25 protein-coding genes and 1 tRNA gene are annotated in these 24,388 nt (G+C 70.5%); 16 read left to right on the plus strand and 10 right to left on the minus strand.

Translation table 11 applies throughout. The features are described from left to right. Positions 1-191: 191 nt before the first annotated feature. Both ABD340_RS43820 and ABD340_RS43825 read right to left on the minus strand, forming a co-directional pair. A complete protein-coding gene (locus ABD340_RS43820) occupies positions 192-530 on the minus strand; it encodes a hypothetical protein (RefSeq protein WP_344597613.1) in 339 nt (112 codons plus the stop codon). 94 nt (positions 531-624) lie between these two features. Then, positions 625-1,044 (minus strand): MarR family winged helix-turn-helix transcriptional regulator, encoded by a 420-nt coding sequence (locus tag ABD340_RS43825; RefSeq protein WP_344597615.1) that lies wholly within the window; start codon positions 1,042-1,044, stop codon positions 625-627. A gap of 100 nt (positions 1,045-1,144) precedes the next feature. On the opposite strand from ABD340_RS43825, the gene ABD340_RS43830 reads away from it, so the two are divergent. Further along, entirely contained in the window at positions 1,145-2,239 is a 1,095-nt protein-coding gene (locus ABD340_RS43830) for an alkene reductase (protein ID WP_344597617.1), read from the plus strand. A gap of 4 nt (positions 2,240-2,243) precedes the next feature. Here ABD340_RS43830 and ABD340_RS43835 read toward each other — a convergent pair whose 3' ends face one another. The 4 genes from ABD340_RS43835 to ABD340_RS43850 form a co-directional block, all read right to left on the minus strand. Continuing rightward, on the minus strand, positions 2,244-2,852 hold the full coding sequence (locus tag ABD340_RS43835; protein WP_344597619.1) for a TenA family protein: 609 nt from the start codon (positions 2,850-2,852) through the stop codon (positions 2,244-2,246). 651 nt (positions 2,853-3,503) lie between these two features. Then, positions 3,504-4,334 (minus strand): alpha/beta fold hydrolase, encoded by an 831-nt coding sequence (locus tag ABD340_RS43840; RefSeq protein ID WP_344597621.1) that lies wholly within the window; start codon positions 4,332-4,334, stop codon positions 3,504-3,506. Positions 4,335-5,104: 770 nt separating this feature from the next. Continuing rightward, a complete protein-coding gene (locus tag ABD340_RS43845) occupies positions 5,105-5,536 on the minus strand; it encodes a carboxymuconolactone decarboxylase family protein (protein WP_344597623.1) in 432 nt (143 codons plus the stop codon). 132 nt (positions 5,537-5,668) lie between these two features. Continuing rightward, positions 5,669-6,211, minus strand: a complete 543-nt coding sequence (locus tag ABD340_RS43850) for an HAD domain-containing protein (protein ID WP_344597624.1) — start codon at positions 6,209-6,211, stop codon at positions 5,669-5,671. On the opposite strand from ABD340_RS43850, the gene ABD340_RS43855 reads away from it, so the two are divergent. Then, positions 6,159-7,658, plus strand: coding sequence for a hypothetical protein (locus tag ABD340_RS43855; protein WP_344597625.1), 1,500 nt, complete (start codon positions 6,159-6,161; stop codon positions 7,656-7,658). The genes ABD340_RS43850 and ABD340_RS43855 overlap by 53 nt on opposite strands. Here ABD340_RS43855 and ABD340_RS43860 read toward each other — a convergent pair. After that, the gene (locus ABD340_RS43860) at positions 7,651-8,229 is read right to left on the minus strand and encodes a DUF6368 family protein (protein ID WP_344597627.1); all 579 of its coding nucleotides are present in this window, start codon (positions 8,227-8,229) and stop codon (positions 7,651-7,653) included. The two genes, ABD340_RS43855 and ABD340_RS43860, sit on opposite strands and share 8 nt — an antisense overlap. Positions 8,230-8,319: 90 nt before the next feature. Between ABD340_RS43860 and ABD340_RS43865 the strand changes: the two genes are divergently transcribed. The 3 genes from ABD340_RS43865 to ABD340_RS43875 all read left to right on the plus strand — a co-directional run bounded on the left by ABD340_RS43865 (position 8,320) and on the right by ABD340_RS43875 (position 11,044). Further along, a complete protein-coding gene (locus ABD340_RS43865) occupies positions 8,320-8,520 on the plus strand; it encodes a hypothetical protein (RefSeq protein WP_344597629.1) in 201 nt (66 codons plus the stop codon). A 411-nt stretch (positions 8,521-8,931) separates the two neighbouring features. Then, positions 8,932-9,507 (plus strand): NADPH-dependent FMN reductase, encoded by a 576-nt coding sequence (locus tag ABD340_RS43870; protein ID WP_344597631.1) that lies wholly within the window; start codon positions 8,932-8,934, stop codon positions 9,505-9,507. 19 nt (positions 9,508-9,526) lie between these two features. Next, positions 9,527-11,044 carry a DHA2 family efflux MFS transporter permease subunit gene (locus tag ABD340_RS43875; RefSeq protein ID WP_344597632.1) on the plus strand — a complete coding sequence of 506 codons (1,518 nt, stop codon included), beginning with the start codon at positions 9,527-9,529 and terminating at the stop codon, positions 11,042-11,044. A 114-nt stretch (positions 11,045-11,158) separates the two neighbouring features. Here ABD340_RS43875 and ABD340_RS43880 read toward each other — a convergent pair whose 3' ends face one another. Further along, entirely contained in the window at positions 11,159-11,611 is a 453-nt protein-coding gene (locus ABD340_RS43880; RefSeq protein WP_344597633.1) for a winged helix-turn-helix transcriptional regulator, read from the minus strand. Between the two features lie 91 nt (positions 11,612-11,702). Here ABD340_RS43880 and ABD340_RS43885 point away from each other — a divergent pair, with 91 nt between their 5' ends. Together ABD340_RS43885 and ABD340_RS43890 are read left to right on the plus strand one after the other, a co-directional pair. Then, a complete protein-coding gene (locus tag ABD340_RS43885; protein ID WP_344597634.1) occupies positions 11,703-13,172 on the plus strand; it encodes an MFS transporter in 1,470 nt (489 codons plus the stop codon). Further along, entirely contained in the window at positions 13,169-13,642 is a 474-nt protein-coding gene (locus ABD340_RS43890; RefSeq protein ID WP_344597635.1) for a pyridoxamine 5'-phosphate oxidase family protein, read from the plus strand. Before ABD340_RS43885 ends, ABD340_RS43890 begins: the two co-directional genes overlap by 4 nt. Here the strand turns inward: ABD340_RS43890 and ABD340_RS43895 are convergent. Continuing rightward, positions 13,639-14,097 (minus strand): Lrp/AsnC family transcriptional regulator, encoded by a 459-nt coding sequence (locus tag ABD340_RS43895; RefSeq protein ID WP_344597637.1) that lies wholly within the window; start codon positions 14,095-14,097, stop codon positions 13,639-13,641. The two genes, ABD340_RS43890 and ABD340_RS43895, sit on opposite strands and share 4 nt — an antisense overlap. 107 nt (positions 14,098-14,204) lie before the next feature. Here ABD340_RS43895 and ABD340_RS43900 point away from each other — a divergent pair, with 107 nt between their 5' ends. Genes ABD340_RS43900 through ABD340_RS43920 form a run of 5 tightly spaced genes read left to right on the plus strand, consistent with a single transcriptional unit; the run spans position 14,205 to position 19,000 of the window. Then, complete coding sequence (locus ABD340_RS43900; RefSeq protein ID WP_344597638.1) at positions 14,205-15,476, plus strand: APC family permease; 1,272 nt, start codon at positions 14,205-14,207, stop codon at positions 15,474-15,476. Positions 15,477-15,536: 60 nt separating this feature from the next. Continuing rightward, positions 15,537-16,448: an ABC transporter ATP-binding protein gene (locus ABD340_RS43905; protein ID WP_344597640.1), complete on the plus strand. Its 912-nt coding sequence runs from the start codon at positions 15,537-15,539 to the stop codon at positions 16,446-16,448. Continuing rightward, a complete protein-coding gene (locus ABD340_RS43910) occupies positions 16,445-17,185 on the plus strand; it encodes an ABC transporter permease (protein WP_344597641.1) in 741 nt (246 codons plus the stop codon). Before ABD340_RS43905 ends, ABD340_RS43910 begins: the two co-directional genes overlap by 4 nt. A 14-nt stretch (positions 17,186-17,199) precedes the next feature. After that, on the plus strand, positions 17,200-18,381 hold the full coding sequence (locus tag ABD340_RS43915) for a sensor histidine kinase (RefSeq protein ID WP_344597643.1): 1,182 nt from the start codon (positions 17,200-17,202) through the stop codon (positions 18,379-18,381). Then, on the plus strand, positions 18,374-19,000 hold the full coding sequence (locus tag ABD340_RS43920; RefSeq protein WP_344597644.1) for a response regulator: 627 nt from the start codon (positions 18,374-18,376) through the stop codon (positions 18,998-19,000). The genes ABD340_RS43915 and ABD340_RS43920 overlap by 8 nt, the downstream gene beginning before the upstream one ends. 737 nt (positions 19,001-19,737) lie before the next feature. On the opposite strand, the gene ABD340_RS43925 is transcribed toward ABD340_RS43920, so the two are convergent. Continuing rightward, positions 19,738-19,820: transfer RNA gene (locus ABD340_RS43925), tRNA-Leu, on the minus strand. Positions 19,821-19,949: 129 nt separating this feature from the next. Here ABD340_RS43925 and ABD340_RS43930 point away from each other — a divergent pair. The 4 genes from ABD340_RS43930 to ABD340_RS43945 are packed head-to-tail and all read left to right on the plus strand — an operon-like array spanning position 19,950 to position 24,378. Continuing rightward, positions 19,950-20,702 carry an FHA domain-containing protein gene (locus ABD340_RS43930; RefSeq protein ID WP_344597646.1) on the plus strand — a complete coding sequence of 251 codons (753 nt, stop codon included), beginning with the start codon at positions 19,950-19,952 and terminating at the stop codon, positions 20,700-20,702. An 11-nt stretch (positions 20,703-20,713) separates the two neighbouring features. Continuing rightward, positions 20,714-21,190 (plus strand): FHA domain-containing protein FhaB/FipA, encoded by a 477-nt coding sequence (locus tag ABD340_RS43935; protein WP_344597647.1) that lies wholly within the window; start codon positions 20,714-20,716, stop codon positions 21,188-21,190. Beyond that, positions 21,187-22,776, plus strand: coding sequence for a Stp1/IreP family PP2C-type Ser/Thr phosphatase (locus ABD340_RS43940; protein ID WP_344597648.1), 1,590 nt, complete (start codon positions 21,187-21,189; stop codon positions 22,774-22,776). Before ABD340_RS43935 ends, ABD340_RS43940 begins: the two co-directional genes overlap by 4 nt. Beyond that, a complete protein-coding gene (locus ABD340_RS43945; protein ID WP_344597650.1) occupies positions 22,777-24,378 on the plus strand; it encodes an FtsW/RodA/SpoVE family cell cycle protein in 1,602 nt (533 codons plus the stop codon). Positions 24,379-24,388 lie beyond the last annotated feature (10 nt).

Here is a 24,388-nt window from a genome sequence, read left to right on the forward strand (position 1 = left end):
GGGCGATGGCGTTCTCCTCGGTCTTCGTCGTCAGCAACAGCCTCCGACTCCGCCGCTTCAAGCCGTACAGGGCGGAAGAGGTGTCCGACGGCGGCGTCGCGGCGGCGCCGAGGCCGCAGCCGCCGGCCAAGACCTCCGTCACCCGCTGATCCGTCCCTGAGCGGACGGCGCCCGCCTGCGGCGCCGTCCGCTCAGGGACGCTCTGGTGTGGGCGCGCAGCGGAGCATCCCGCCGGGCTTGCGCTGCCATACGAAGCGGCATCGGCCCACCTGGCGGACCCCGTCCCTGATCTCGGACGGGAGTTCGGCGGGGCGTGTCGTCCGTCCGGGGTCCTCTTGCCCGCGGCCGTCGTCCTGGCCGCGGCCCCTGCCGTCGTCGACCGAGCGGAGAACGCCGCCCGGCCCGTCTGGCGCGCCGGTGGTGCCGCCGAGCCCGGCCAGTAGGACGAACGCGATGAACACGATGAGGCTCATCAGCCGCGCGTGCGGCGAGCGATCGGTCGATATCGGACGGTGCCGACTCATGCCCACGCAACGGACTCTACATCTCGCTACGTATCCCGAACCTCACCTACGGTCATCGTTGGGCTGAAAACACAATGGCCCCGGCGTGACGCCGTCCGGTTCAGGCGCGGAGGGCGCTGACCAGGACACCCACGCGCTCGTCGCCGGCGGCGGCGTCGAGGGCCTTGCCGAGGGTCTCGTGGTAGGTGGGGGCGGCCTTCTCCTGGACGGCACGTCCCTCGTCGGTGATCACCGTGTAGACGCCGCGCCGGTCGTTGGGGCAGTGGGCGCGACGGGTCAGGCCGGACGACTCCAGCCGTGCGACCAGGCGGCTGACCGAGCTCTGGTTGAGTCCGATGAGGTCGGCCAGCTCCTGCATGCGCAGCTCGCCGTCCTCGGCGGCGGCGAGGCGGCAGAGCGCCCGGTACTCCGAGAGTCCGATGCCGTGCTGCCGCTGAACGGCCTTGGCCAGCTCGTGTTCGACGCGTCCGTGCAGGGTCACAACCCTGTCCCAGGCCGCCCCGTCCATCGTCGTGGTCATCGTGGCGCCTCCTCTTGACACAGAATACATGCAATGCCAACATCTGCATGTACATACAATTCATGCAGGTACATGCATATGTCGTTGGAGGTGCCTGACCATGTCCCACACCCAGAGCCCCCTGTTGCAGCCCTACCAGAGCGATCACCTGCGGCTGCCCAACCGGATCGCGATGGCCCCGATGACCCGCGGCCGGGCCGACGACGTCACCGCCGTGCCGAGCCCGCTGACCAAGACCTACTACGCCCAGCGCGCCGACGCCGGGCTGATCGTCACCGAGGGGATCTGGCCCGACCGGCTCGGCAAGGGCGGCCCCGGCATCCCCGGCCTGGTGGACGACGCACAGGTGGCCGGCTGGCGCGAGGTGACCGGCGCCGTGCACGCCGCCGGCGGGCGGATCTTCGCGCAGCTCTGGCACGTCGGCCGGATGACCCACCCCGTCACGCTGCCGGACGGCGAGCTGCCGGTCGCGCCCTCACCGGTCCGGATCGCCTCGGAGCCGATCTACACCCGGGAGGGCTCGCTCGACCACGTCACCCCGCGCGCGATGACGACCGCCGAGGCCGACGCCTTGATCGCCGCGTTCGCCGCCGAGGCCCGCAACGCGATCCGCGCCGGGTTCGACGGCGTCGAGGTGCACGGCGCCAACGGCTACCTCATCCAGCAGTTCCTCGCTGAGAACACCAATCTCCGTGACGACCGCTTCGGCGGCTCGCGCAACGGTCGGCTGCGCTTCGCGGTCGAGGCCGTGGAGGCGGTCGCGGCGGAGATCGGCCCCGAACGCGTCGGCCTGCGGATCTCCCCCGACAACCCTGAGAACGAGATCGCTGAGGAGGACCCGCAGGGCACCTACCGTTCCCTGGTCTCCGCCCTCGCCCCCCTCGGACTGGCGTACCTGCATGTGATCGAGCGTGGCGCGTACGGCGCGCTGGCCGACCTGCGCCCGCTGTGGCCCGGCACCCTGATCGCCAACTTCAACGGGCCGGAGCCCACCACGCGGCGCGCTGGAGAGGGCGTCCTGGACGCGGGCCTGGCGGACGTCTTCTCGTTTGGCCGGCTGTTCATCTCCAACCCCGACCTGCCGGCCCGCATCGCCGCCGACGCCCCCTTCAACCGGCATGTCGAGCACCTCGTCTACGGGGGCGGCGCCGAGGGCTACATCGACTACCCCGCCCTGGACGGGGCCAGCGCGTAACGGCTCAGCGCGGGACGTCCCAGAAGGCGAGCTCGTGACGCATCCCCTCCAGGAAGGCCCGTTCTGCCGCCTCCCGGTCCGGCGCCGTCTCGTCGATCATGTGCGCGACGCGGCGGGTCAGCTCGGCGAAGCCCGGATCGGCGTAGGTGTCGACCCAGCGGCGGTAGCGCGGTTCGGCGGGCGGGTTCTCGGCGAGCCGCTTCCCGAGCGTCGAGTACCCCCACATGCACGGGTAGAGCGCGGCCAGGCCCTCGCCGTACGAGGCGGCGCTGTCCAGCAGGAACCCGGTGTACGCGACGCACGCGGGACCCTTCTCCGCCCCGTCCAGATCGGCGCCGAACTCCGACGACAGCGACCGGTGCAGCGACAGCTCCTCGTGGTAGGTGGAGTGCGCCAGGTCGACGAGGTCGCCGAGGTGGGCGGCGGGGGCCTGCCAGGCCAGCCGTGAGAAGACACGGACGTAGTCGTGCAGGAAGAGGTAGTCCTGCTCCAGCCAGGAGCGGAACACCGCCTCGTCGAGGTCGCCCCGGGCGATGCCCGCCACGGTCGGATGCTCCAACTGCTCCTCGACCAGCGGCCGGCCGAGCTTCTCCAGATGCGCCGCGAGAGTCATGCCGCACAGTGTGCCAGCCCGGAAAACGACCAGGCCCCGCCTGGTCATAGCCCTGGCGGGGCCTGGTCTAAGCCGGTGTGCGGGTCGCCTCTCGGCGAAAGGCACAACGCGGCTCCAGCCGAACGGTATTCCGCGAAGGCGATAGGTGAGGCCCGGGGACTCCAGGCACACCGGCCATCACATGTAACCACGGGCACCGGCCGATTGTTCCCACGCCCCACCGAGGAGCGACGGGACGATCGGCCACATCCGAGTGATCACGTCCTTCCCGAACGTCACCGGAGCCCCGGAGGTCCCCCCGCCGGAGGCCACGCCCCACAGCACCAGCGTGGCCGACCGTCCCTGCGATGCCCGCGACGCTGCAGACGAGCGGAAGCGCGCTGATCAGGCCCGGGTCGTCCCGCGGCACATACCTCGGTCGACGCCGAGGAACTCGCCGGGCACCTCCTGATCACGATCGCGGGCCCGCGCTACTGGCGCGGGGCGCAGTCGCCGCCGGCCACGCCGGGCGGCCGCACCATCCCGCCCGTCCGCACGATGACCGCCGTGGGCTTGGGCGGGATGCTGTGCCCCGACCGCCTGCCGCAACGCGCGCGGCGACAGCCCCGGTCACCGGCCTGCCCGGCGCGGCGCTCACGCTCGTGGGCCGTCTCAGCGGAGGAAGGGCAGCAGCATGGCGGCGGTGTCCTGTGGGTTGTCCTCTGGCAGGAAGTGTCCCGCGTCCGCGATCGTGGTCCGCCCGGCTCCGGGGATCGCGGCGGCAAGGCGGTCCGCCGTGGCGGGAGCGAGCCAGCCGTCCCGCTCACCCCAGAGCACCAGGGTGGGAACGGCGATCCGGTCCAGGCGCGCGACCACTTCGCGGGTGTCATCGGCGGTGACGGCGGCGGCCTGGTCGACCCAGCGCCGCTGCCCCTCAGGCCCGGCCCACGGCGCGAGGTAGGCGCGCGCGACGGCGTCGGCCATCGGACGGTGGGTCGCCGTGCGCATACGCGGGCCGACGATATCGGCGAAGACGTGCTCGGGCATGGTGCGGTAGGCGTCCTGGTGGCGGCGCATGTGCTCGGTGAACGGGGTGAGCCACGGCTCCAATATGGCGGCGTCCAGGAGTGCGATCCGGCGTGCGGGCACCCGGTGGATCAGATGGGCGCGCAGCACGACCGCGCCGCCGATGTCGTGTCCGACCAGGGCCGGGGGGTCGATGCCCCAGTGCTCGACCAGTTCGGCGAGAGTGCGGGCCTGCCGTTCGATGGACGGCTCGAATCCGGGCGCGAGGCGCGAGCCGCCGTAACCGAGGAGGTCCCACACATGGACGGTGTGCTCGCGTGCCAGTTCCGGGACGACATCGCGCCACAGGAACGACCAGGCCGGGCTGCCGTGCACGAGGACGACCGGCGGCCCGTCCCCGAACACACCGGCGGCAACCTCACCGCCCGACACCCGCACCCGATCCGGCAGCCTCCACGTCCCGGACTCCACGCTCACGACATCCTCCAACGGTAAGGGGTAAAACTAATTTTCTATCCTTACCATAGCAGCAAGTAAGTGCTGAAGATGGATTACACCGGTTACGATCTCGAAGGAGCAGTTCCACGCCGCCTACGACATCCGCACCGACGGCCTGCGCGCTTTCTGCGACGACGTACATGCCGTCCTCGAAGCGCCCACCGAGGGACACGCCGTCAAGGCCGGGCCAGCACGGCGCCGCCGGCAGCAGTACCTCATGGCCGACGAACCGCCAGTCCTCGCAGGCCTGGGCGCCCAACCATTCCAGCGCCGCCCTGCCCTGCGGCGTGGTCCTCGACACTGGCCGCCGCCGCTGCGCCCCGCAACCTCTGCGGCAGCCGCCTCAACGTGGCCGACCACCGCACCACCGTTTCACGTGAAGCATCCGGCAGGATCGCCTCGCGGGTTCAAAGGCCTGTCTCGGTGGCCTCAGGTACCGCGCGAGCGCGTTACCTGGCCGGTGAGGCGATGCCGGAGGCGAGCTTCGCCGGGCAGATCGCGAAGCGATGTCGCGCTTGCCCAGGCTCGGTCAGGGTGCGAGCCGCTAGGCGAGTGCCCTGGGCCGGGGCTGCGAAAACACAGCCTCGGAGGCCGAGAACCCGAAGTGGCAGCGGTGTTGTGCGTACCGGCCCCCGGTGGGCTCCCGACTCCTTGGCGGTGAAGCCGCCGTTCGCGACGGCGGCGCTGCTCTCGCCCCGCCGGGGAAGCGACGGCGACCGTTTAGCGTGCGGTACGGCCGCCTGGTCCCGTCACTCCCAAGTGGTGCCCGCGGGCACTCTGATCGTGGTGTTGATGCGGTTGACCATGTTGGTGGTCGCGATCATCAGGATGACCGCGGAGAGCTCGCGCTCGTCGAAGTGGTCGGCGACCTCGTCCCAGAGCTGGTCGTCCACCACCTCGCCCCGGTCGGCCAGCCGGGTGACGGCCTCGGTCAGCTTCAGCGCGGCCCGTTCGGCGTCGGTGAAGCAGTCGGCGTCCCGCCACCCGGGCAGTTGCAGCAGCCGGTCGTCACTTTCCCCGGCCTTCCGCGCGGCCTGTACCCCAGCGTGGATGCACGCCCCGCACCCGTTGATCTGGCTCGCCCGCATGTGGACCAGGTCCAGCAACGTCTGCGGCGCACCGCTCGAGTACATGGCCTTGAACAGGTTCTGGATGCCCTTCGTGGCGTCGGGCAGGCCCATCGCAGGATTCTTCATCCGAGCCGACATGTCGTGATCTCCCATCGGGTTCTGTATGTGATCGCTGCTATGACGGACCGATCGGAGAAAAGGTGACCGCACCGTCAGCCTCCTGGGACGCGCCAAGGGGGCGGGCTAACGGCCCGGTGGCGACCATGCGAGGAGGTCGTCCAGGTGGCGGCGCGTGATGCCCTCGCGCGAATCCACGTGGACGAGTTTGATGCCTCGGTACGGCCATGCCTGACGTTTGATTCGCATCGGGATGACGTCATCGATCCATGCGAAGGAGCGACCGTCGGCGTGGCGGAGGATGGGCGCCCATTTGTGCGTCTCGAGAAGCTGGATGATCCGGAAGCGCGGGTCGCCCCGTTGACGCCGGTACGTCGAGAACTCCACCACGGGAAGGTCCGGCAGGCCCAGCAGCGGCCCTAGATGTTCGTTGGCGTGATGCTCCCAGGTGGTCGCCCAGATCAGCTCGTAGTGGTCGGCCAGTTCCCTCAGCCAGGCACCGTGCTCGGACGAGAGCCGGACGGTGAGATCTCCGATCGAGTGCTGGACGAAACGCTCCGGCTCCGAAGGCGACAAGGGATTCAGGACCCCGTCTACGTCCAGGTACAACAGCGGCTTGGCCGTCGGCCGGGTGCCGGGCCGCGGGACGGCGCCGATCCCCCACGCCATGACAGACACCCCTATCAGGCCACATGATCGCTGCACATCGATTTTCTCGGAGGCGGACAACGGCATGTGCGGAACCCATGACCCTCGCCTGGCCGGGCTGGCGCGCAATGCGTCCGCACCGGCGGAGGTCCTGCTGCGTCTCTTGGCGACGGGTATTGACGAAGTCCGGTTCGCGCTGTGCGGCCGTTCCGAACTGCCCGATGAAGTCATCGACGCGATCCTGGCCCATCCCGATCGGACCGTCCGACGGTCGTTCGCCGGTAATTCTCGAATCGGGCCACGGATACGGTCACGGCTGGCCGACGATCCCGACGCCGGGGTCCGGGCCGCCGTCGTCGAGAACAGCGGCCTTTTCTGGAAGCGCTCCACGTCGGCGCCCCGGCCGTTGACGATCGAAGCCTATGAACGGCTGGCCTCGGATCCGGAGTCCCGCGTCCGAGAAGAGGTCGCGCTCCACCCGTACACGCCCGACCACGTTCGGACGCGGCTGGCCGCGGACCCGAGTCCAGAGGTGCGAATCCTGCTCCTGGACCTTTGGCGGCATCTCACCGATGAGGTCAAGGGCATGCTCCTCGCCGATCGTGACGCGGAGGTCCGGGAGGCGGCCCATCATGAGCGGCAGAGGGAGCGCTCGGCGGTCGCCGCCGACAAACCAGTGGCTCGGTTGTCCGAGGAGGAAACGCGGATCGGCATTCTTTCCAGGGCGCAGGCCGAGGGCCTGGCCCGGGACACCGACCCGCGAACGCGCGCCAAAGTCGCCGGCAACCCCAACCTGGACGACGACCTGGTCTCCGAACTGGCGGTCGACGCCGACCCGGACGTCCGGCTCGCGGTCTCGACCCGCCCCGGCCTGAGCGAACGAGAGCGCGCGGCCATCGATTACCACCTCGAGCCACGCGCGAGGTTCTATCCATTGCCGTGGGTGCTGGCACTCTCCGACGACGAGCAGGCCATGCGGGAGTGCGCCGTGTCCGCACATCCGGCGCTGCGACGCAGCGCCGCGTTCTGCCCTCATCTGCCACCCGACCTGACCGAGCGCCTCGCCGACGATGAGGACTTCCTCGTGAGGCTGTTCCTCGCCGAGAACCATCCCGATGCGCCCGGGCTGCTGCTGCTCAGAACCGTCCTGGAGTTCGACGGCTATTCCGTTGCCGCGATGCTGCGGCATCCGAACTCTCCGCGTCACGGCCTGCGAAGATTCGCGGACTCCTCCGAACCGAAGGAGCGCAGGCTCGTCGCCATGGATCCCACGACCCCGGCCGAAGTGATCGAACAGCTCAGCCGGGACGGCGATAGGAGCGTCCGGGCGGCCATGGCGCACGATCCACGTCTTTCCACAGCCAGGCTTGTCGTGCTCCTGGCGGACCCGGACACGGCCGCCGCGGCCGCCGCGAATCCCAGCCTGCCGGTTCCCGCGATGATGGAGATCCTTGAGCGGGCTACTTGACCAGGTGGAAGTCGGGGTGGTGCAGCCAGGCGGCCAGGAATTCGGCGTCGCCGACGTGCCGGAACCAGCGGCCGCCTCCGCCGGTGTCGTACGAGACTTCTTCGATCCGCCCCGGGAGGGAGGTCATCAGCGCCCGGGCCCGGACGAGGTCGGCTTCGTTCCTCGTCTCGTCCCGCGGGGTGGGATAGCCGAGGACGCCGTCGAAGTCCACGAGCGCGTCAAGCCGCGGGGCGAGCGCGAGCGCCAGGTGGCCCAGGACGATGTGGTTCATCCGGCCCGAGCATCCGGCGTCCAGAATCAGCCCTTGCACGGGTGGACGCGCGAAGGCCGAGTAATCGTCGTCGTCCGCTGGAATGCACTCGTCCTCGGACAGGAAGAAGGCGCAGGTCTCACCAGGGGAGTAGCCGTCCAGACCAATGGCCGCGCCGTCCCGTGGCCAGAAGGCGAGATCGCCGCGAGGCTCGACGTCGACCGGATCGCAGAAGGTCTCCAGCCAGGGGACGACCTTGGCGAGGATGCCGTCGAACCCGCACGCCTCGAAAAGCCACAACCCGACCGCCGGTCCCGACATACCGCCGTCCTCACCCGCGTCCGGGAGGGGTCCCGGCCCGTTCCCTGGACGATGGGCGATCAGCCGCCGAGGTCGACGAGGAGAACCGCGATGAACATGCCAGTGCTCGTCGATTGGCTGACTCTGCTGCTCGGCCCCATCGTCATCATCTCATTGGTGCTCAGCGTCTTCGCAAAACGTTCGACGTCCAGCGCTGAGGCGCCGCTCCCTGCGTGGGGCAAGGTCGCCCAAGCGGTGGGGATGATCTCCGCGATGCTCCTGGGCCTGCTCTGGATTCTCTGGGGCGGTTGAACGGCGCCCTGCGCCCGTTCCGCCGCTCTTACGCCAGACGATCATCTCGCTCCTCGTCCCGGCATGGCCGAGGTTCCAGCATGCCCCGCCGGCCGATCGCCCTTGCTGAAGGCGTCGCCGATGTCGGGGCTCCCCGATTGTTGCCTCCTCCGTGTGCTGACGGCCGGCCGTCAGCACACGGATGCACGGGAAAGACGGTGACGGACATGTCCCCGTTTAAGTGCAGTCCTCGGCCCGGGCTCCTTTCCCTGCCCGTATCGGCGCGAGAGCGCGTGGACGCTCCAAGCACCGGCAGTTGACATCAACCATTGTTGAGGTTTCAGGCTTGAGTCCGTGCCGGCCACCGCGGCCGGTCACGTGACGGATGCCCGTCCTTCGACGGGATGACCTGCATGGATGGAGGGCGGAACCATGACCGAGAACGCGCTGCGTGTGGCGATCATCATCGGCAGCAACCGCAACGGCCGGTTCGCGCCGACCGTGGGCCGGTGGTTCGCCGAGCGTGCCGAGCGCCACAAGGGCTTGCGGCCGGACATCGTCGACCTGGGTGAGCTGGAGTTGCCCGCGATCCTGGGACGCCCGCAGGACGGCGAGGTCCTGGCGAAGGCCACCGAGGCCCTGGAGCGGTCCGACGCGTTCGTGATCATCACCCCCGAGTACAACCACAGCTTCCCCGGCAGCCTGAAGAACTTCATTGACGCGCACTTCACACAGTGGCAGGCCAAGCCGGTCGCGTTCGTGTCGTACGGCGGGATGGCCGGCGGGCAGCGGGCGGTGGAGCACCTGCGGCCGGTCTTCGCCGAACTGCACGCGGTGACGATCCGCGACACGGTCAGCCTCCACAACCCCTGGGGGCAGTTCGACGACGAGGGGCGGCACCTGGATCCGGAGGCCCCCGACGCCGCCGCGAAGACCATGCTCGACCAGCTCGCCTGGTGGGGGCACGCCCTGCGGGACGCCCGCGCCGTCCGGCCGTACAGCGCTTGAACCGAGAGGAGAAGACGTGATGGAAGGGACCGTTGTCCCGCGCGGCCGGGGGGCCATGGCGGTCGCGCTGGTGCTGGTGCTCGGGTCGATCATGGTGACGCTGGACATGACCGTGGTGAACGTCGCGATCGCCCGGCTTTCGGAGGACTTCGACGCGCCGCTGGCCACGATCCAGTGGGTGGCGACGGGCTATTCGCTGGCGCTGGGCGCGGTCATCCCGCTGTCGGCCTGGGCGGTCGGACGGTTCGGCGCCAGACCGTTGTACCTGGGGGCGATCGGCCTGTTCGCGGCGGGGTCGGTCCTGGCCGGGCTGGCCTGGAACATCGAGTCGCTGATCGCGTTCCGGGTGGTGCAGGGGCTGGCCGGCGGGCTGGTGATGCCGGTCGGCATGACGATCCTCATCCGCGCCGCCGACCCGGACCGGCTGGGCCGGTTGATGAGCACGCTGGGCCTGGCGATCCTGGTGGGCCCGCTGGCCGGGCCGGTGCTGGGCGGCTGGCTGATCGACGAGGTGTCGTGGCGGTGGATGTTCTACGTCAACCTGCCGATCGGGGCGGTCGTGGTCGCGCTGGCGTCCCGGATCTTCCCCCGGGACGGTGCACGCGACCCGAGGCCGCTGGACCTTCCGGGTCTGCTCATGCTGTCGCCCGGCCTGGCCGCGCTGATCTACGGCGTGACCTCCGGCGGCGAGCGAGGCGACTTCGCCGAGCCGGGGGCGCTGGTGCCGCTGGTCGCGGGCGGGGTGCTGATCCTGGCGTTCGTGGGACGGGCGCTGACGGCCCGGCATCCGCTGCTGGACCTGCGGCCCTTCCGCGACCGCGCGTTCGCGGCGGCCACCGGGACGATGACGCTGTTCGCGATCGGCTACTTCGGCTCGATGCTGCTGCTTCCCCTGTACTTCCAGGTGGTGCGGGGCGAGAGCGCCACGATGGCCGGCCTGCTGGGCGTGCCGCTGGCGCTGGCGTCCGGGACGGTCATGCAGTTCGCCGGACGGCTGGCGGACAAGGTGAGCCCGGGCCGGACGGTCCCGGTCTCGATCGCGGTCTCGGCGACCGGGTTCGGCCTGTTCGTCCTCCAGCTCAGCGCGGACGCCTCGTACTGGGGCCTGGGCGGCGCGCTGCTGCTGGTCGGCGCGGGCGGCGGCTCGACGATGATGCCGCTGATGACGGCGGCGACCCGGCGGATGCCGCACGACCAGGCGCCGGCGGCCAGCACCACGCTCAACCTGATCAACACCACGGTCGGCGCGGTGGGCACGGCGGTGGCGTCGGTGCTGCTCTCCGCGGCGATGGCGGCCCGGGTGCCGGTGGCGGGCGAGGGCGGGCTGCAGGCGTTGCAGCGGCTCTCCCCCGACGCCCGGGAGGCGGTCGCGCCCGGACTGGCCGACGCGTTCCAGCACACCTATGTCTGGGCTGTCCTGTTCATGGCGCTGGCACTGCTGGCGGCGCTGTTCCTGCCGCGCCGGGATCGTGATCGGACGGCGGCCCGGCCGGGTGCGCGCGAGGCCGAGGAGCTGGAGCCGGTGCGGGCGCCCTAGACGGTCCGGGCGGCGGCGCTTCCCGCTCCAGGCGGCCGACGCCTGGACCGGGAAGCGCTGTCGGCGGTTGTGGTTTTGCCGCAGGCACGTGGCGCGTCACATGTGGACGCCGGCTCAGCGCGTGGCCGCGGCCGGCGCGTTCTCGTCCGCTGAGGTGCGGGCGTCGTAGGCGGTACGGGCGGCGGCGATCTGCGCGCGGTGCTCCTCGGTCCAGGTGACCAGCGCCTTGATCGTGGAGTGCAGGTCGGCGCCGAGCGGGGTGAGCTCGTAGTCCACCCGGGGTGGGACGACCGGATGGACGGTCCGCTTGACCAGCCCGTCGCGTTCCAGGTGGCGGAGGGTGCGGGCGAGCATGCGCTGGGAGATCCCGTCGATCTCCCGGCGCAGTTCGGTGAAGCGCATGCTGCACTGGTCGAGCAGCGCGATGACCAGCAGCGACCACTTGTCGGCGATCCGGTCGAGGATCTGCCGGACCTCGCAGTCCTCGCGGGTGTCCCAGTTCTTGACGTCGAACCCGGCTTCGGTATACCGGCAGTTACCGGGTGACTCGAAAGTCCCGTCTTCCATGGTCGTCAATGGTGCCGCAGGATGCTGTCGGTAACAAGAAGGAACCGGCAGGCTCGCGGGGAACCGTGCGGGCCGAGAGGAGACAGCCATCATGTCCACATCGCAGTCGCCACCGGCCCGCATGGACGGGCGAGCCTGGGGAGCGCTGCTCGTCCTGTGCGGCGCGATCTTCCTTGAGGGCATCGACGTGGCCATGCTGAACGTGGCGCTGCCCGCGATCCGCGCCGATCTGGGGCTGTCCACCGGGATGCTGAGCGGCGTGGTGAGCGCCTACGTGCTCGGCTACGGCGGGTTCATGCTGCTCGGCGGGCGCGCGGCCGACCTGCTGGGCCGGCGCCGGATGTTCCTGTTCTGGCTGTCGGTGTTCCTGGTCTTCTCCGGGCTGGGCGGGTTCGCCACCGAGGGCTGGATGCTGCTGGTCGCGCGGTTCGTGACGGGAGTGTCGGCGGCGTTCATGACCCCGGCCGGGCTGTCGCTGATCACAACCGGGTTCGCCGCGGGCCCGCAGCGCGACCGGGCGCTGCTGATCTACGCCGGGACGGCGGCCGGCGGCTTCTCGCTGGGCCTGGTCGCGGGCGGGCTGCTGGCCGCGGCGGGCTGGCGGTGGGTGTTCTTCGCGCCGGTCGCGCTGGCGCTGGTGATCCTGCTGGCCGCGATCCCGCTGATCAAGGACACCGGCGTCCCGGATCGTCCCGGGAAGGGGGCGGCCGGTTTCGACGCGGCCGGCGCCGTCACGATCACGGGTGCGATGCTGCTGCTGGTCTACGGGGTCGTCAGGCTGGAGGACCCCGGGCACGGTCCCGGCGTGACCCTCGCCGTGTTCGCCGCCGGGCTGGCGCTGCTGGCCGCTTTCATCGCGACCGAGCGGCGGGCCCCGGCGCCGCTGGTGCGCCTGGGGATCCTGCGGCGAGCCGCGCTCGTCCGGGCCAACACCGGAGCGGTCCTACTGGCCGGGGCCTTCTTCGGGTTCCAGTTCCTGGCCACCCTCTACCTGCAGGAACTGCGCGGCTGGTCGACCGTGGAGACCGGGCTGGCGCTGCTGTTCCTCGGCATCGACGCCGTCCTGGCGCCCACCCTCACACCGCGGCTCGTCCAGCGCTTCGGGTACGTCCGGGTGATCTTCACCGGGTTCCTGCTCGCGGTCGCCGGGTACGCGCTGTTCCTGCCGGTCGGCCCGGACACCGTGTACGCCGCGATGCTCCCGACCCTCTTCCTGATCGGGCTGTCGTTCGCGCTGGCCTACGGCCCGATCACCATCGCCGCCACCGACGGCGTCGAGGAGCGCGAGCAGGGGCTGGCCGGCGGGCTGCTGAACACGGCGTTCCAGTTCGGTGCGGCCTTCGGGATCTCGGCGGCGACGGCGGTGCAGGTCGCCGCGCTCGGTGCGGACCGTACCGCCGCGGCCGGTTTCGACTCGATCCGTATGGCGCTGCTCGTCCCGGCCGTGGCGGCCGTGCTCGGCGCGGCCGTCATCGGGTCCGGGCTGCGTGCCCGCCGTACGACGCCCGCGGCCGTCACCGAGACCCCCGCCGCTGCGGAAACGACAGGAGCCACCCGATGACGACCAAGGTGAAGGACTTCTCCGCGATTCGCGACGCGTTCGACACCTACGTGGGCGACATCGTCTATTCGACGATGACGACCGTGGACACCAAGGGCCGCCCACGCGCGCGCGTGCTCATCCCTGTCTGGGAGATGGTCGACGACCGTCCCCTGGGGTGGCTCTGCACGTTCAAGACCCCGGTCAAGACGGCCCACCTCGCCGCCAACCCGCACACCACCTTCTCCTACTGGAGTCCTAGGCAGAACGCGGTGTACGTGGACACGGTCGCCGAGTGGACCGATGACGACGACATCAAGCGGCACGTGTGGGACCTCTATATAAAGGGGAGCCCACCGGGGGCCGGTTACGACCCGGGCCAGTTCTGGAAGGGGCCCACCGACCCCAAGTTCGCGGTACTGCGGCTGGAGCCGTGGCGCGTGCAGGTCGTCCGAGGCACGGATCTGAACAGCCGCATATGGCAGCCCTAGGTTTCCAGTCGGCTGAGGGCGGTGTTGTGGACGTGCTGGAAGATCACAGAGGTGCGGAAGCCGACGATCTCCTTGCGCTTGCTCAGCCGGTCCAGCAGGAACGCGTGCAGGCGGTCCAGATCCGGCACGCCGACGTGCAGCACCAGATCGTCGCCGCCCGCCACCACGAACACGCTGATCACCTCGGGCATCCCCGACACGTCGTCCTTGACCGTGTTGATCACCGTCCGGCTCAGCGGCCGGATCTGCACCGAGACCAGGGCCTGCACCCCGCGGTTCAGGTCCGCCGGGTTGATGTCGGCGTGGTAGCCGCGGATGACGCCCCGCCGCGTGAGGGTGCGCACCCGTTCCAGGCAGGTGGACGGCGCGATGCCGAGCCTGCGGGCCAACTCCCGGTTGGACTGCCGGGCATCCGTTTGGAGAAGCCGCACGATCTCCGTATCTAGTTCGTCCATGGACGGATTATCACATCGGTTCCGATCAAACGATCGATGCAAGGACGTGTCCGCCGCCCGATTGCATAGCTTTCCGACGGCGCACATGACCGTTTGAGAGGAACACCATGGCTTCTCCGACCCTCGGGCAGCGGAAGCCGTCCACCCCCGTACAGCGGCACCGGCTCGGGCTCGGCCAGGGGACGGCGCTGTTCACCGGCGCCGTCCTCGGACCGGGCGTGCTGGCCCTGCCCCACCTCGCGGCCGCCGCCGCCGGACCCGCGTCGATCATCGCGTGGGCGGCGCTGCTGGCGCTCAGCGTCCCGGTCGCGCTGACGTTCGGCGCCCTCGGCGCCCGGTTCCCGGACGGCGGCGGCGTCGCGACCTTCGCCGCCCGCGCGTTCGGCCCCCGGATCTCGGCGACGGTCGGCTGGTGGTTCTACGGCGCGGTACCGCTCGGGGTGCTCGCCGGCGCCCTGATCGGCGGCGACTACGTGGCCGCCGCGCTCGGCCTCGGCAGGCCGGGCGCCCTGGCCGTGGCGGCCGCGCTGCTCGCCGCCGGATTCGCCGCCAACCACCGCGGCCTGCGCACCTCGGGACGCATCCAACTCGCCCTCGTCGCCGGCCTCACCGCCCTCCTCGTCATCGCGATCGCCGCCGCCGGGCCGCACGCCTCGTCCGCCAACTTCACCCCGTTCGCGCCGCACGGCGGCCTCGGCGTCGCGCACGCGGCCGGCGTCCTGTTCTTCGCGTTCGCCGGCTGGGAGGCCGCCAGCCACCTGTCGGCCGAGTTCGCCGACCCGCGCCGCCTCCTGCCCAGGGCCACCGTCCTCACCCTGGCCATCGTCGGGACGCTCTACCTCGCGCTGGCCGTCACCGTCACCGCCGTGCTCGGCGACCGCGCCGCGACCTCACCCGTCCCGCTCGCCCTGCTCATGGACGAGGGGATCGGGCCCGCCGCCCGCGCCGGCACGGCCGCCGCCGCCCTCGTCCTCAGCCTCGTCGCGATCAACACCTACATCGCCGGCGGCTCCCGCCTCGGCGCCGCAATGGCCCGCGACGGCGCGCTGCCCGCCCGGCTCGCCCGCGGCCACCGCGCCGGGGAGATCCCGCACCGCAGCCTGCTCCTCCTCGAAGCCCTCACCCTCCTCGTGGCCGTCGCCGTCCTGCCCACCGGCCTCGGCCTGGACGCCCTGATGCGCGCCACCGCCGCCTGCCTGGCCGCCGTCACCCTCGTGGGCGCCGCCGCCGCCGTCCGGCTGCTGCCCCGCCGCGCCCTCGCCCGCACCGCCACCGCGTTCACCGCCGCCGTCCTGCTCACCTGCGGCGTGCACCTCCTGGTCCCCGCCGCGCTCGCGCTCGCCGCGCAGGTCGTACGGCGGCATCGGCCGATCGGCTGATGCCAGGACGAGCGCCCCGGCCGATACCGCGCGGCGCCGTCCCCGGCGATGCTCGAACACATGCCGATCATCGAAGTCAGCGGCCTGAGAAAGGCCTACGGGGGCCGTCCGGCGGTGGACGGGGTCTCCTTCGCCGTCGAGGAAGGGGAGATCTTCGGGATCCTCGGCCCGAACGGCGCCGGCAAGACCACCACCGTCGAATGCGTCGAGGGCCTGCGCGTCCCCGACGCCGGCACCGTCCGGGTCGGCGGCCTCGACCCGATCACCGACCACGACAAGATCACCCGGTTCCTCGGCGCGCAACTCCAGGAGAGCGAACTCCAGGCCAAGCTGACCGTCCGGGAAGCACTGGAGCTGTACAGCTCCTTCTACTCCGCGCCCGCCGACTGGCGCGGCCTCGCCGAGCGCCTCGGCCTCACCGGCAAGCTCACGACCCGCTTCGCCGACCTCTCCGGAGGCCAGAAGCAGCGCCTGTTCATCGCCCTCGCCCTCATCGGCGGCCCCAAGGTCGTCGTGCTGGACGAGCTCACCACCGGCCTCGACCCGCGCGCCCGCCGCGACACCTGGAGCCTCATCGAGGACATCCGCGACTCGGGCGTCACCGTCCTGCTCGTCACCCACTTCATGGAGGAGGCGCAGCGGCTCTGCGACCGCATCGCCGTCATCAACGCCGGCCGCGTCGCCGCCCTCGACACCCCCGCCGGGCTGATCCGCCGGTCCGCGGGCAACACCGTCATCGCCTTCACCCCGTCCCGGCCGCTGGATGACGCCGACCTGGAGGCGCTGCCCGACCTCGACACCGTCCACCGGCAGGCGGGCCGGATCACCATCAGCGGGACCGACGCGACCGTCAACGCGGTCATCTCCCTGCTGGCCCGCCACCAGATCACCGCGCACCAGCTGCGCGTCGACGACGCCACCCTCGACGACGCCTTCCTCGACCTCACCGAAAAAGCAGGAGACCCGAGTTGACCGCGTCCACCGCCGTTCTGAAGGCCGAGTCCCGGCTGTTCGCCCGCGAACCGTACAGCCTGTTCTGGATGGTCGCCTTCCCCGCGATCCTGCTGACCATCCTCGGCCTGATCCCCTCGTTCCGCGAGGAGTCCGCCGATCTGGGCGGGCGACGGGTCGTGGACCTGTACGTCCCGATCAGCGTGCTGCTCGCCATGATCATGGCGGGGATCCAGGCGCTGCCGCCGGTCCTGTCGGGCTACCGCGAACGCGGCATCCTGCGCCGCATGTCGACCGCCCCGGTACGTCCCGGATCGCTGCTCGGCGCCCAGCTGCTCCTCCACGGAGCCGGCGGGCTCGCCTCGTCGATCCTCGTCATCGCCCTCGGACGGATCGCCTTCGGCGTCGAGCTTCCCGACCACCTGCCCGGCTACCTGGCCGCCCTGCTGCTCGCGACCCTGGGCGCCATGGCCACCGGAGCCGCGATCGCCGCCGTCTCGTCCACCACCAAGGCCACCACCGTGGTCGGCTCGATCGTGTTCTTCCCGACGATGTTCACCGCCGGGGTCTACGTGCCGGTGCAGGTCCTGCCCGACGCCCTCCAGCGGATCATGGAGTTCACCCCGTTCGGCGCCGCGTCCCAGGCCCTCGACCAGGCTGCCCGAGGCGCCTGGCCGGACTGGACGCACCTCGGCGTCATGACCCTGTGGACCGCGCTGCTGATCGCGGCCGCCGTCCGCTGGTTCCGCTGGGAATGACGCACACTGGCACCGTGACGGCGATCGAGGAGCAATGGGCCCGCTTCTTCCGCTGGGGACCGTACGGCATGCTCGCCTTGTCGACACCGCTCGCGTTCCTCACCCGCGACGAGCTGATGACCCCGGTGGAGCAGCGCGTCGCGGTGCCGGTCCTGGCGGCCGCGCTCGCCCTGCAACTGCTGCGCAGCGCGCGCCGCGTCCCGGACGCCCTCTACTTCTGGACGCGCACCGCCCTGGTCTTCACACTCTCGTGGCTGAACCCGCTGTTCGGCATGTACGCCGTCATCAGCTACTTCGACGCCGGACGGCTCCTGCCCTACCGCTGGGGGGTGGCCGGAGCCCTGGCCAACGCGGTCACGCTGGCCGGCTCGCAGATCGGCGGCCTCCCACCGGCCGACGGGATCGGCTGGGTCGCGTTCGGCGCCGTGCTCGCCCTGCACGTGGTCCTACTGCTGATCTTCGCCAACCTCGGCAAGCGCGAGGACGAGCGCGCCGAGGCCAAGACCGCCATGATCGAAGAGCTGGAGCGCACCAATGCCCGCCTCGAGCAGGCCCTCAACGAGAACGCCAGCCTCCAGGCCCAGCTGCTCGTCCAGGCCAGGGAGGCGGGCGTGAACGACGAGCGCCGCCGCCTCGCCGCCGAGATCCACGACACCATCGCCCAAGGGCTGGCCGGCATCATCACCCAACTCCAGGCCGCGTCCGACACCACCGACACCGGCACCTCCCGCGCGCACGTCCAGCGCGCCGCCGGCCTCGCCCGCGAGAGCCTGCGGGAGGCCCGCCGCTCCGTCCACAACCTCGCCCCCGCCCACCTGGAACACGACACCCTCCCCGAAGCCCTCGAGAAGATCGTCACCACGCATCCCACCGCCCGCCTCACCATCACCGGAACCGTGGAACCGCTGCACGACGAGATCGAGGCCACCCTCCTGCGCATCGCCCAGGAGGCCCTCGCCAACGCCACCCGCCACGCCGCCGCCCGGCGCATCGGCGTGACCCTCTCCTACATGGACGACGAGGTCACCCTGGACGTCCGCGACGACGGCCGCGGCTTCGCCCGCCCCACCCGCGGCTTCGGTCTCAACGGCATGCGCGAGCGCGCCGAACGCGTCCTCGGCACCCTGGAGATCGAGTCGGAACCCGGCCAGGGCACCGCCGTGTCCGCCCGCGTACCGTTGGTCCGCCATGCCTGACATCACCCTGCTCATCGTCGACGACCACCCGGTCGTCCGAGACGGCCTGCGCGGCATGTTCACCAGCGCCCCCGGCTTCGAGGTCCTCGCCGAGGCCGCCGACGGCCGCGAGGCCGTCGCCTTGGCCACCGGCCTCCGCCCCGACGTCATCCTCATGGACCTCCGCATGCCCGGCGGCAACGGCGTGGAGGCCATCACAGAGATCATCGCCCGCGGCCTGCCCTCCAAGATCCTCGTCCTCACCACCTACGACACCGACTCCGACACCATCCCCGCGATCGAGGCCGGCGCCACCGGCTACCTCCTCAAGGACGCCCCCCGCGACGAGCTCTTCACCGCCGTCCGCGCCGCCGCCGAGGGCCGCACCGTCCTCTCACCCGCCATCGCGTCCCGCCTGGTCGACCGCGTACGAGCCCCCCAGGGCAGCACCCTGAGCGCCCGCGAACGCGAGGTCCTGCGCCTGGTCGCCAAGGGCACCGGCAATCGCGAGATCGCCGCCGAACTCTTCATCAGCCAGGCCACCGTCAAGACCCACCTGACGCACATCTACGAGAAGCTCGGCGTCAACGACCGCGCCGCCGCCGTCGCCGCCGCCTACGACCGAGGCATCCTCGGCTGACAACTCGTCCCCCCGCGGCGGCAGGCTCGCGGCCATCAAGGTGATGATCCACACCCACACTTCCAGCGGCCACTACGCGACGCCGACCCGTCCTGGCCGGCCACCGCCCGCATCGATGTCCACGCCCGGCGGTGGCGCCGAGGCCGTCGCGCCGTGGGCGCAGCTCCTTCGGATTCGAGACCTTTGCGGCCTGCCGGCGTCGAACGCGGAGGAGATGACCATGGGGAGGTACGTGCTCGCCGGTTACGACGGGTCTGAGGAGAGCGAGCACGCGCTCCTGTGGGCGGTGGAGGAGGCACGGCTGCGGCGGCCCTGGCTGCGGCGATCACCGTGGTCGTGAACGTCCTGGCCGACGGGTCGCAGGAGGCCGGGGCTCCGCCCGCGCCGGGAGCTTGATCGCCAGAAGCGAACGCACCTTGTCCGTATTGGATGCCGCCACCGGTGCCAGGCGCTGGCGCATTCCGGGAACGGCTGAGGGTGGCGATCACGTACAAATGCAGAGGAGAGTAGGAGGAGACGAATGCACCCGCGACCCCGCGGGGCGAGCACCAACGGCCACATGAACAAACAGCCAGCCCACCTCAACCCCGGACCCTCGGGGGCAAGGGGCGAAGCCCCAAGAGGGGCGGAGCCCCGGCTAATCGGGGGTTCCAGGGGGTCGCCCCCCTGGGCAAACACGACGAGGAGGAGCAGGGAAGCGGCCAAAAGCCGCGACCATACTCCTCCGAAACTCCGAGTGGGCGAGGAGGGATTTGAACCCTCACGTCCTTGCGGACACACGGACCTGAACCGTGCGCGTCTGCCGTTCCGCCACCCGCCCCGGGTGAGCGACCCCTCGTCGGGGTGCTCGAAAAGGCTAGCACGGTGGCAGGGGTGGTTAGGTATCCAGATACTCCGAGCGAACCTTCGCACCGATACGATCGTCTACCAGTGGGGAAGGGAGGTGCCCGTGGGCGTCATTCAGCGCTTCGAGCGACGGCTCGAAGGCATGGTCGAAGGAGCCTTCGCCCGGGCCTTCAAGTCGGAGCTGCAGCCGGTCGAGGTGGCCAGTGCTGTGCAGCGCGAGATGGATGACCGGGCCGCGATCGTGGCACAGGGACGCACCCTGGTGCCGAACGACTTCGTCGTCGAGATCTCCCAGCAGGACGGGGAGAGGCTGCAGGTGTACGCCGACAGCCTGAGCCAGGAGCTGGCGAACTTGGCGCGCGAGTACGCGAAGGAGCAGGGGTACTCCTTCGTGGGGCCGGTGCGTGTACGTTTCGAGAACGCCGGCGATCTGGCCACGGGCATGTTCCGTATCCGGTCCGGGGTCATCCGGGGCTCGACGGTCGAGGGCGGGGAGATCCGCCGGCCGGTCAGCGACGTCCCGCAAGGGCGGGGCGGGGTGTTCGGCGGCCATCCGCGGCTGCTGGTCACCACGGCGGTGGAGGGAGGCGACTCTACCCAGCGCACGTACGAGATCAATACGCCGGTCACGCTGCTGGGCCGCGGTACGGACTGCGACCTGCGGCTTGTCGATCCGGGCGTATCCCGGCATCATGCCGAGATCCGTGTAGAAGGACCCGAAATCGCTCTCGTCGATCTAGGGTCGACCAACGGCTCTTTCGTGAACGGTCAGCCGATCAGACGCGTCACACTCGTCGACGGCTCGCGTGTCACGATGGGCCGCACGACACTCGTATTCCGCCGCGACAGGGAGTAACCCCGACTCCGATGACCCCATTCACCCTCACGCTGATCAAGCTGGCGTTCCTCGCGGTGCTCTGGCTCTTCGTCATCGCGGCCATCGGTGTGATCCGGGCTGACATGTTCAGCTCCAAGGCCGCCGAGCGAGCGGCCCGGCCGCGTCCCGCCAAGGCCGCCAAACAGCCCAAGGCCCAGCGGGCGCCGCAGCGCAGTGCCCCGTCCAAGCTGGTGGTGGTGCAGGGCGAGCGAGCGGGCACCGTCATCGACCTCACGGGAGCTCCGATCACCGTCGGTCGGGCCAATGACTCCACATTGGTGGTGACCGACGACTACGCTTCGAGCCGGCATGCCCGAATTTTCTCGCAGGACGGTCAGTGGATCGTGGAAGATCTCGGCTCGACCAATGGGACGTATCTGGGCCGTACCAAGGTGTCCCGCCCGATGCCGATCCCTCCTGGCGTGCCGGTCCGTATCGGTAAGACCGTGATCGAGCTCCGCAAATGACTCTGGGAATCCGCTACGCCGCGCGCTCCGACGTGGGCATGCTGCGCGAGGGCAACGAGGACTCGGCGTACGCGGGGGCGCACCTGCTCGCGGTGGCCGACGGCATGGGCGGCCATGTCGGCGGTGAGATCGCCAGCGCCGCGGCGATCTCGGAGCTGCGCAAGCTGGACAAGGATCTGCCCGCGCCGGAGCTGCTGGCGGCGCTGGAGCACACGGTCAAGGCGGCCAACGACAACCTGCACCGGATCGTGGAGTCCGATCCGGCGTTGCAGGGCATGGGCACGACGCTGACCGCGATGCTGTGGGCGGGCAACCAGATCGCACTGGTCCATATCGGGGATTCCCGGGCGTACCTGCTGCGGGACGGCAGCCTGTTCCAGATCACGCACGATCACACGCTGGTGCAGTCGCTGGTGGACGAGGGGCGGATCAGCCCCGACGAGGCGGCCTCGCACCCGCAGCGCTCGCTGCTGCTGCGGGCCCTGGACGGCCGCGGCGAGGTCGACCCGGATCTGTCGCTGCGCGAGGCGAAGGTCGGCGACCGCTACCTGCTGTGCTCGGACGGCCTGTCGGGCGTGGTCACAGCTGAGACGATCTTCCAGGTGCTGACCGATGTGGACGATCCGGAGCAGGCCGTCCGGCAGCTGATCGACCTGGCGAACCGGGGCGGCGGGCCGGACAACATCACCTGCGTGGTCGCGGACGTGGTGGAGCTGGGTCAGCAGCCGCCGTCCGCCGCTCAGGGGCATGCCGTGGGCGCGGCGGCGACCGCCCGTCCGCCGGAGCTTCCGGGCAATCCGGGGCCGCCGCCGGCGACCGCGCCCGACACACCGGCGGGGCGTGCGGCGCAGTTGCGCGACACGATGCCGCAGCAGCCGGTCGCGGTGGACGAGATGCCGCCGCCGGCGCCGATGCCGATGCAGGAGCCGATGGGCGATCCGCGTTCGGGTCCGCCGCAGCCGGCGGGGGCGATGCAGCAGCCCGTCGGGCGGGGATCGGGCGGCGTCCGCAAGTGGGCGTGGCTGATCGGCGCGGCGGGCCTGGTGGTGGTCGGAGTGGCCGCCGTCGGGTTCGTGGCGCTGCAGAACGTCAAGGGCGGCTACTACATCGGGCAGGAGGGCGGCAAGGTCGTGCTGTTCCGCGGCACGACGCAGGAGGTGCCCGGGTTCGATCTGTCCCGCAAGGCCGACGCCAAGGACCAGCCCAACCCGCCGATCATGGTGAGCGACCTGCCGCAGGACAAGCAGCAGCAGGTCAAGGACACCTACACGGTGAAGGGGCCGTCCGGTATCGAGGAGCTGCGGAAGATGGTCTGCAAGTACGCGCTCGCCGACGAGGGCGGCAAGGTCGTCATCGTGAAGGGCCGCGGCCAGCAGGACTGCCAGCAGGCGAAGGTGCAGCCGAGCCAGATCGCGGTCAGCGACCTGCCGGAGAGCGACGCCACCGCCGTGAAGAAGGGGGCGCGCGTCTACCCCAGCCTCGCGGCGGCGCAGGCGGAGCTGAACCGGTTGAACGGGCGGCGCGCCGAGTGCAAGGAGACCCGTCCGTCGATTCCGGATTGTCCGGCCAGCGGGGGTGGATCGTAGATGAGCTCGATCGGGGAGCAGATCCGGGCCCAGTTGCCGTATCAGCGCCGCAACGCGGCGTCGCTGATCCTGCTGGTCTTCGCGATGGTGCTGACGCTGTCGGCGTTCGCGGAGGTGGGGCTGGCCCGTGACGGCAAGATCCCGGCCGGCATGTTCGGTTACGGCGGCGGCCTGGTCGTGCTCGCCGCCGCGGCGTACTTCGTGCAGATGAGGTTCGCGCCGTACGCCGATCCGCTGCTGCTGCCGCTGGCGGTGGCGCTGAACGGCCTCGGGCTGGCGATGATCTACCGGCTCGACCTCGACACCAGCGCGACCAAGATCCAGGCCAACCTCAAGGCCGTGCAGACGGGTGGGCAGAAGCTGGCCGAGGACGAGGCGTCCGCGTCGGGCCAGCTGATCTGGACCTTCGTGGGGATCGCGCTGTTCGTGGTCGCCGTGCTGATCATGCGCGACACCGAGAAGACGGACGCGCCGCTGTCGTTCACGCCGAAGACCGCGCAGCGCTACACCTACCTGATCGGGCTGACCGCGATCATCCTGCTGCTGCTGCCGATCGTGCCGGGGCTGGGCGGCCAGGTGAACGGCGCCCGGGTATGGATCTTCATAGGCCCGTTCTCGCTGCAGCCGGGCGAGTTCGCCAAGCTGCTGCTGGTCGCCTTCTTCGCCGGTTACCTGGTCAACAAGCGGCAGGCGATGTCGCTGATCGGGAAGAAGCTCGGTCCGCTGAGCCTGCCCCGGGCCCGCGACCTGGGCCCGATCGTGGTCATCTGGATCTTCTGCCTCGGCGTGCTGTTCGTCCAGAAGGACCTGGGGACGGCGCTGCTGTACTTCGGCCTGTTCGTGTCGATGCTCTACATCGCCACGCAGCGGGTGTCGTGGGTGGTGATCGGCGTGGGGATGCTGGCGATGGGCATCTTCGTCGCGACGCAGCTGCCTTTCATGAGCCACGTGAACCAGCGGATCAGCATCTGGCAGAACCCCAAGCCGTACTACGACGGCGGTTGCATGCTGGACAGCGGCAAGGTCGTCCCGGTCGACCCCGACAGCGACCTCTACAAGCAGGAGCAGGCCGCGGGCAGCCCGGGCCCCGGCTTCGCCGCCTGCACGAAGCTCGGCGGCAAGTACAACGACAGCGCGCAGCTGCTGAAGGGGCTGTACGCGCTGGGCGCGGGCGGGGTGCTCGGCACCGGCTTGGGCCAGGGGGAACCCTGGCGAACACCCCTGTCCTTCAGCGACTTCATATTCGACTCGATGGGCGAGGAACTCGGCCTGACCGGGTTGATGGTGTTGCTGATGCTTTACGCGTTGATCGTGCAACGTGGAATGAAGACCGCCGTCGCGGCGAGGGACCCGTTCCTGAAGCTGTTCGCGGGTGGCGTGTCGTTCGTCCTGGCGCTACAGGTGTTCGTGATCGTCGGAGGTGTCACCAAGCTGATCCCCCTCACCGGTCTGACGACGCCGTTCCTGTCCCAGGGCGGGTCCTCCCTGATGGCCAACTGGATCCTCATCGCGATCCTGGTGCGGATGAGCCACGACGCGCGCAAGCCGGCGCCGCAGGCCATCCAGGACGAGGGCATGACCCAGATCGTGAGCGTGAGGTGAGCTTTCCGTG

The sequence above is a fragment of the Actinomadura vinacea genome (genome assembly GCF_039532545.1).
Lineage (GTDB): Bacteria > Actinomycetota > Actinomycetes > Streptosporangiales > Streptosporangiaceae > Spirillospora > Spirillospora vinacea.

Excerpts from the sequence above, each read along its gene's own strand:
- ABD340_RS43825 (WP_344597615.1), bottom strand. The coding sequence starts at position 1,044 with ATGACCACGACGATGGACGGGGCGGCCTGGGACAGGGTTGTGACCCTG.
- ABD340_RS43830 (WP_344597617.1), top strand. The coding sequence starts at position 1,145 with ATGTCCCACACCCAGAGCCCCCTGTTGCAGCCCTACCAGAGCGATCAC.
- ABD340_RS43835 (WP_344597619.1), bottom strand. The coding sequence starts at position 2,852 with ATGACTCTCGCGGCGCATCTGGAGAAGCTCGGCCGGCCGCTGGTCGAG.
- ABD340_RS43845 (WP_344597623.1), bottom strand. The coding sequence starts at position 5,536 with ATGGGCCTGCCCGACGCCACGAAGGGCATCCAGAACCTGTTCAAGGCC.
- ABD340_RS43850 (WP_344597624.1), bottom strand. The coding sequence starts at position 6,211 with ATGGCGTGGGGGATCGGCGCCGTCCCGCGGCCCGGCACCCGGCCGACG.
- ABD340_RS43860 (WP_344597627.1), bottom strand. The coding sequence starts at position 8,229 with ATGTCGGGACCGGCGGTCGGGTTGTGGCTTTTCGAGGCGTGCGGGTTC.
- ABD340_RS43865 (WP_344597629.1), top strand. The coding sequence starts at position 8,320 with ATGAACATGCCAGTGCTCGTCGATTGGCTGACTCTGCTGCTCGGCCCC.
- ABD340_RS43870 (WP_344597631.1), top strand. The coding sequence starts at position 8,932 with ATGACCGAGAACGCGCTGCGTGTGGCGATCATCATCGGCAGCAACCGC.
- ABD340_RS43875 (WP_344597632.1), top strand. The coding sequence starts at position 9,527 with ATGGAAGGGACCGTTGTCCCGCGCGGCCGGGGGGCCATGGCGGTCGCG.
- ABD340_RS43880 (WP_344597633.1), bottom strand. The coding sequence starts at position 11,611 with ATGGAAGACGGGACTTTCGAGTCACCCGGTAACTGCCGGTATACCGAA.
- ABD340_RS43885 (WP_344597634.1), top strand. The coding sequence starts at position 11,703 with ATGTCCACATCGCAGTCGCCACCGGCCCGCATGGACGGGCGAGCCTGG.
- ABD340_RS43890 (WP_344597635.1), top strand. The coding sequence starts at position 13,169 with ATGACGACCAAGGTGAAGGACTTCTCCGCGATTCGCGACGCGTTCGAC.
- ABD340_RS43895 (WP_344597637.1), bottom strand. The coding sequence starts at position 14,097 with ATGGACGAACTAGATACGGAGATCGTGCGGCTTCTCCAAACGGATGCC.
- ABD340_RS43900 (WP_344597638.1), top strand. The coding sequence starts at position 14,205 with ATGGCTTCTCCGACCCTCGGGCAGCGGAAGCCGTCCACCCCCGTACAG.
- ABD340_RS43905 (WP_344597640.1), top strand. The coding sequence starts at position 15,537 with ATGCCGATCATCGAAGTCAGCGGCCTGAGAAAGGCCTACGGGGGCCGT.
- ABD340_RS43920 (WP_344597644.1), top strand. The coding sequence starts at position 18,374 with ATGCCTGACATCACCCTGCTCATCGTCGACGACCACCCGGTCGTCCGA.
- ABD340_RS43935 (WP_344597647.1), top strand. The coding sequence starts at position 20,714 with ATGACCCCATTCACCCTCACGCTGATCAAGCTGGCGTTCCTCGCGGTG.
- ABD340_RS43940 (WP_344597648.1), top strand. The coding sequence starts at position 21,187 with ATGACTCTGGGAATCCGCTACGCCGCGCGCTCCGACGTGGGCATGCTG.
- ABD340_RS43945 (WP_344597650.1), top strand. The coding sequence starts at position 22,777 with ATGAGCTCGATCGGGGAGCAGATCCGGGCCCAGTTGCCGTATCAGCGC.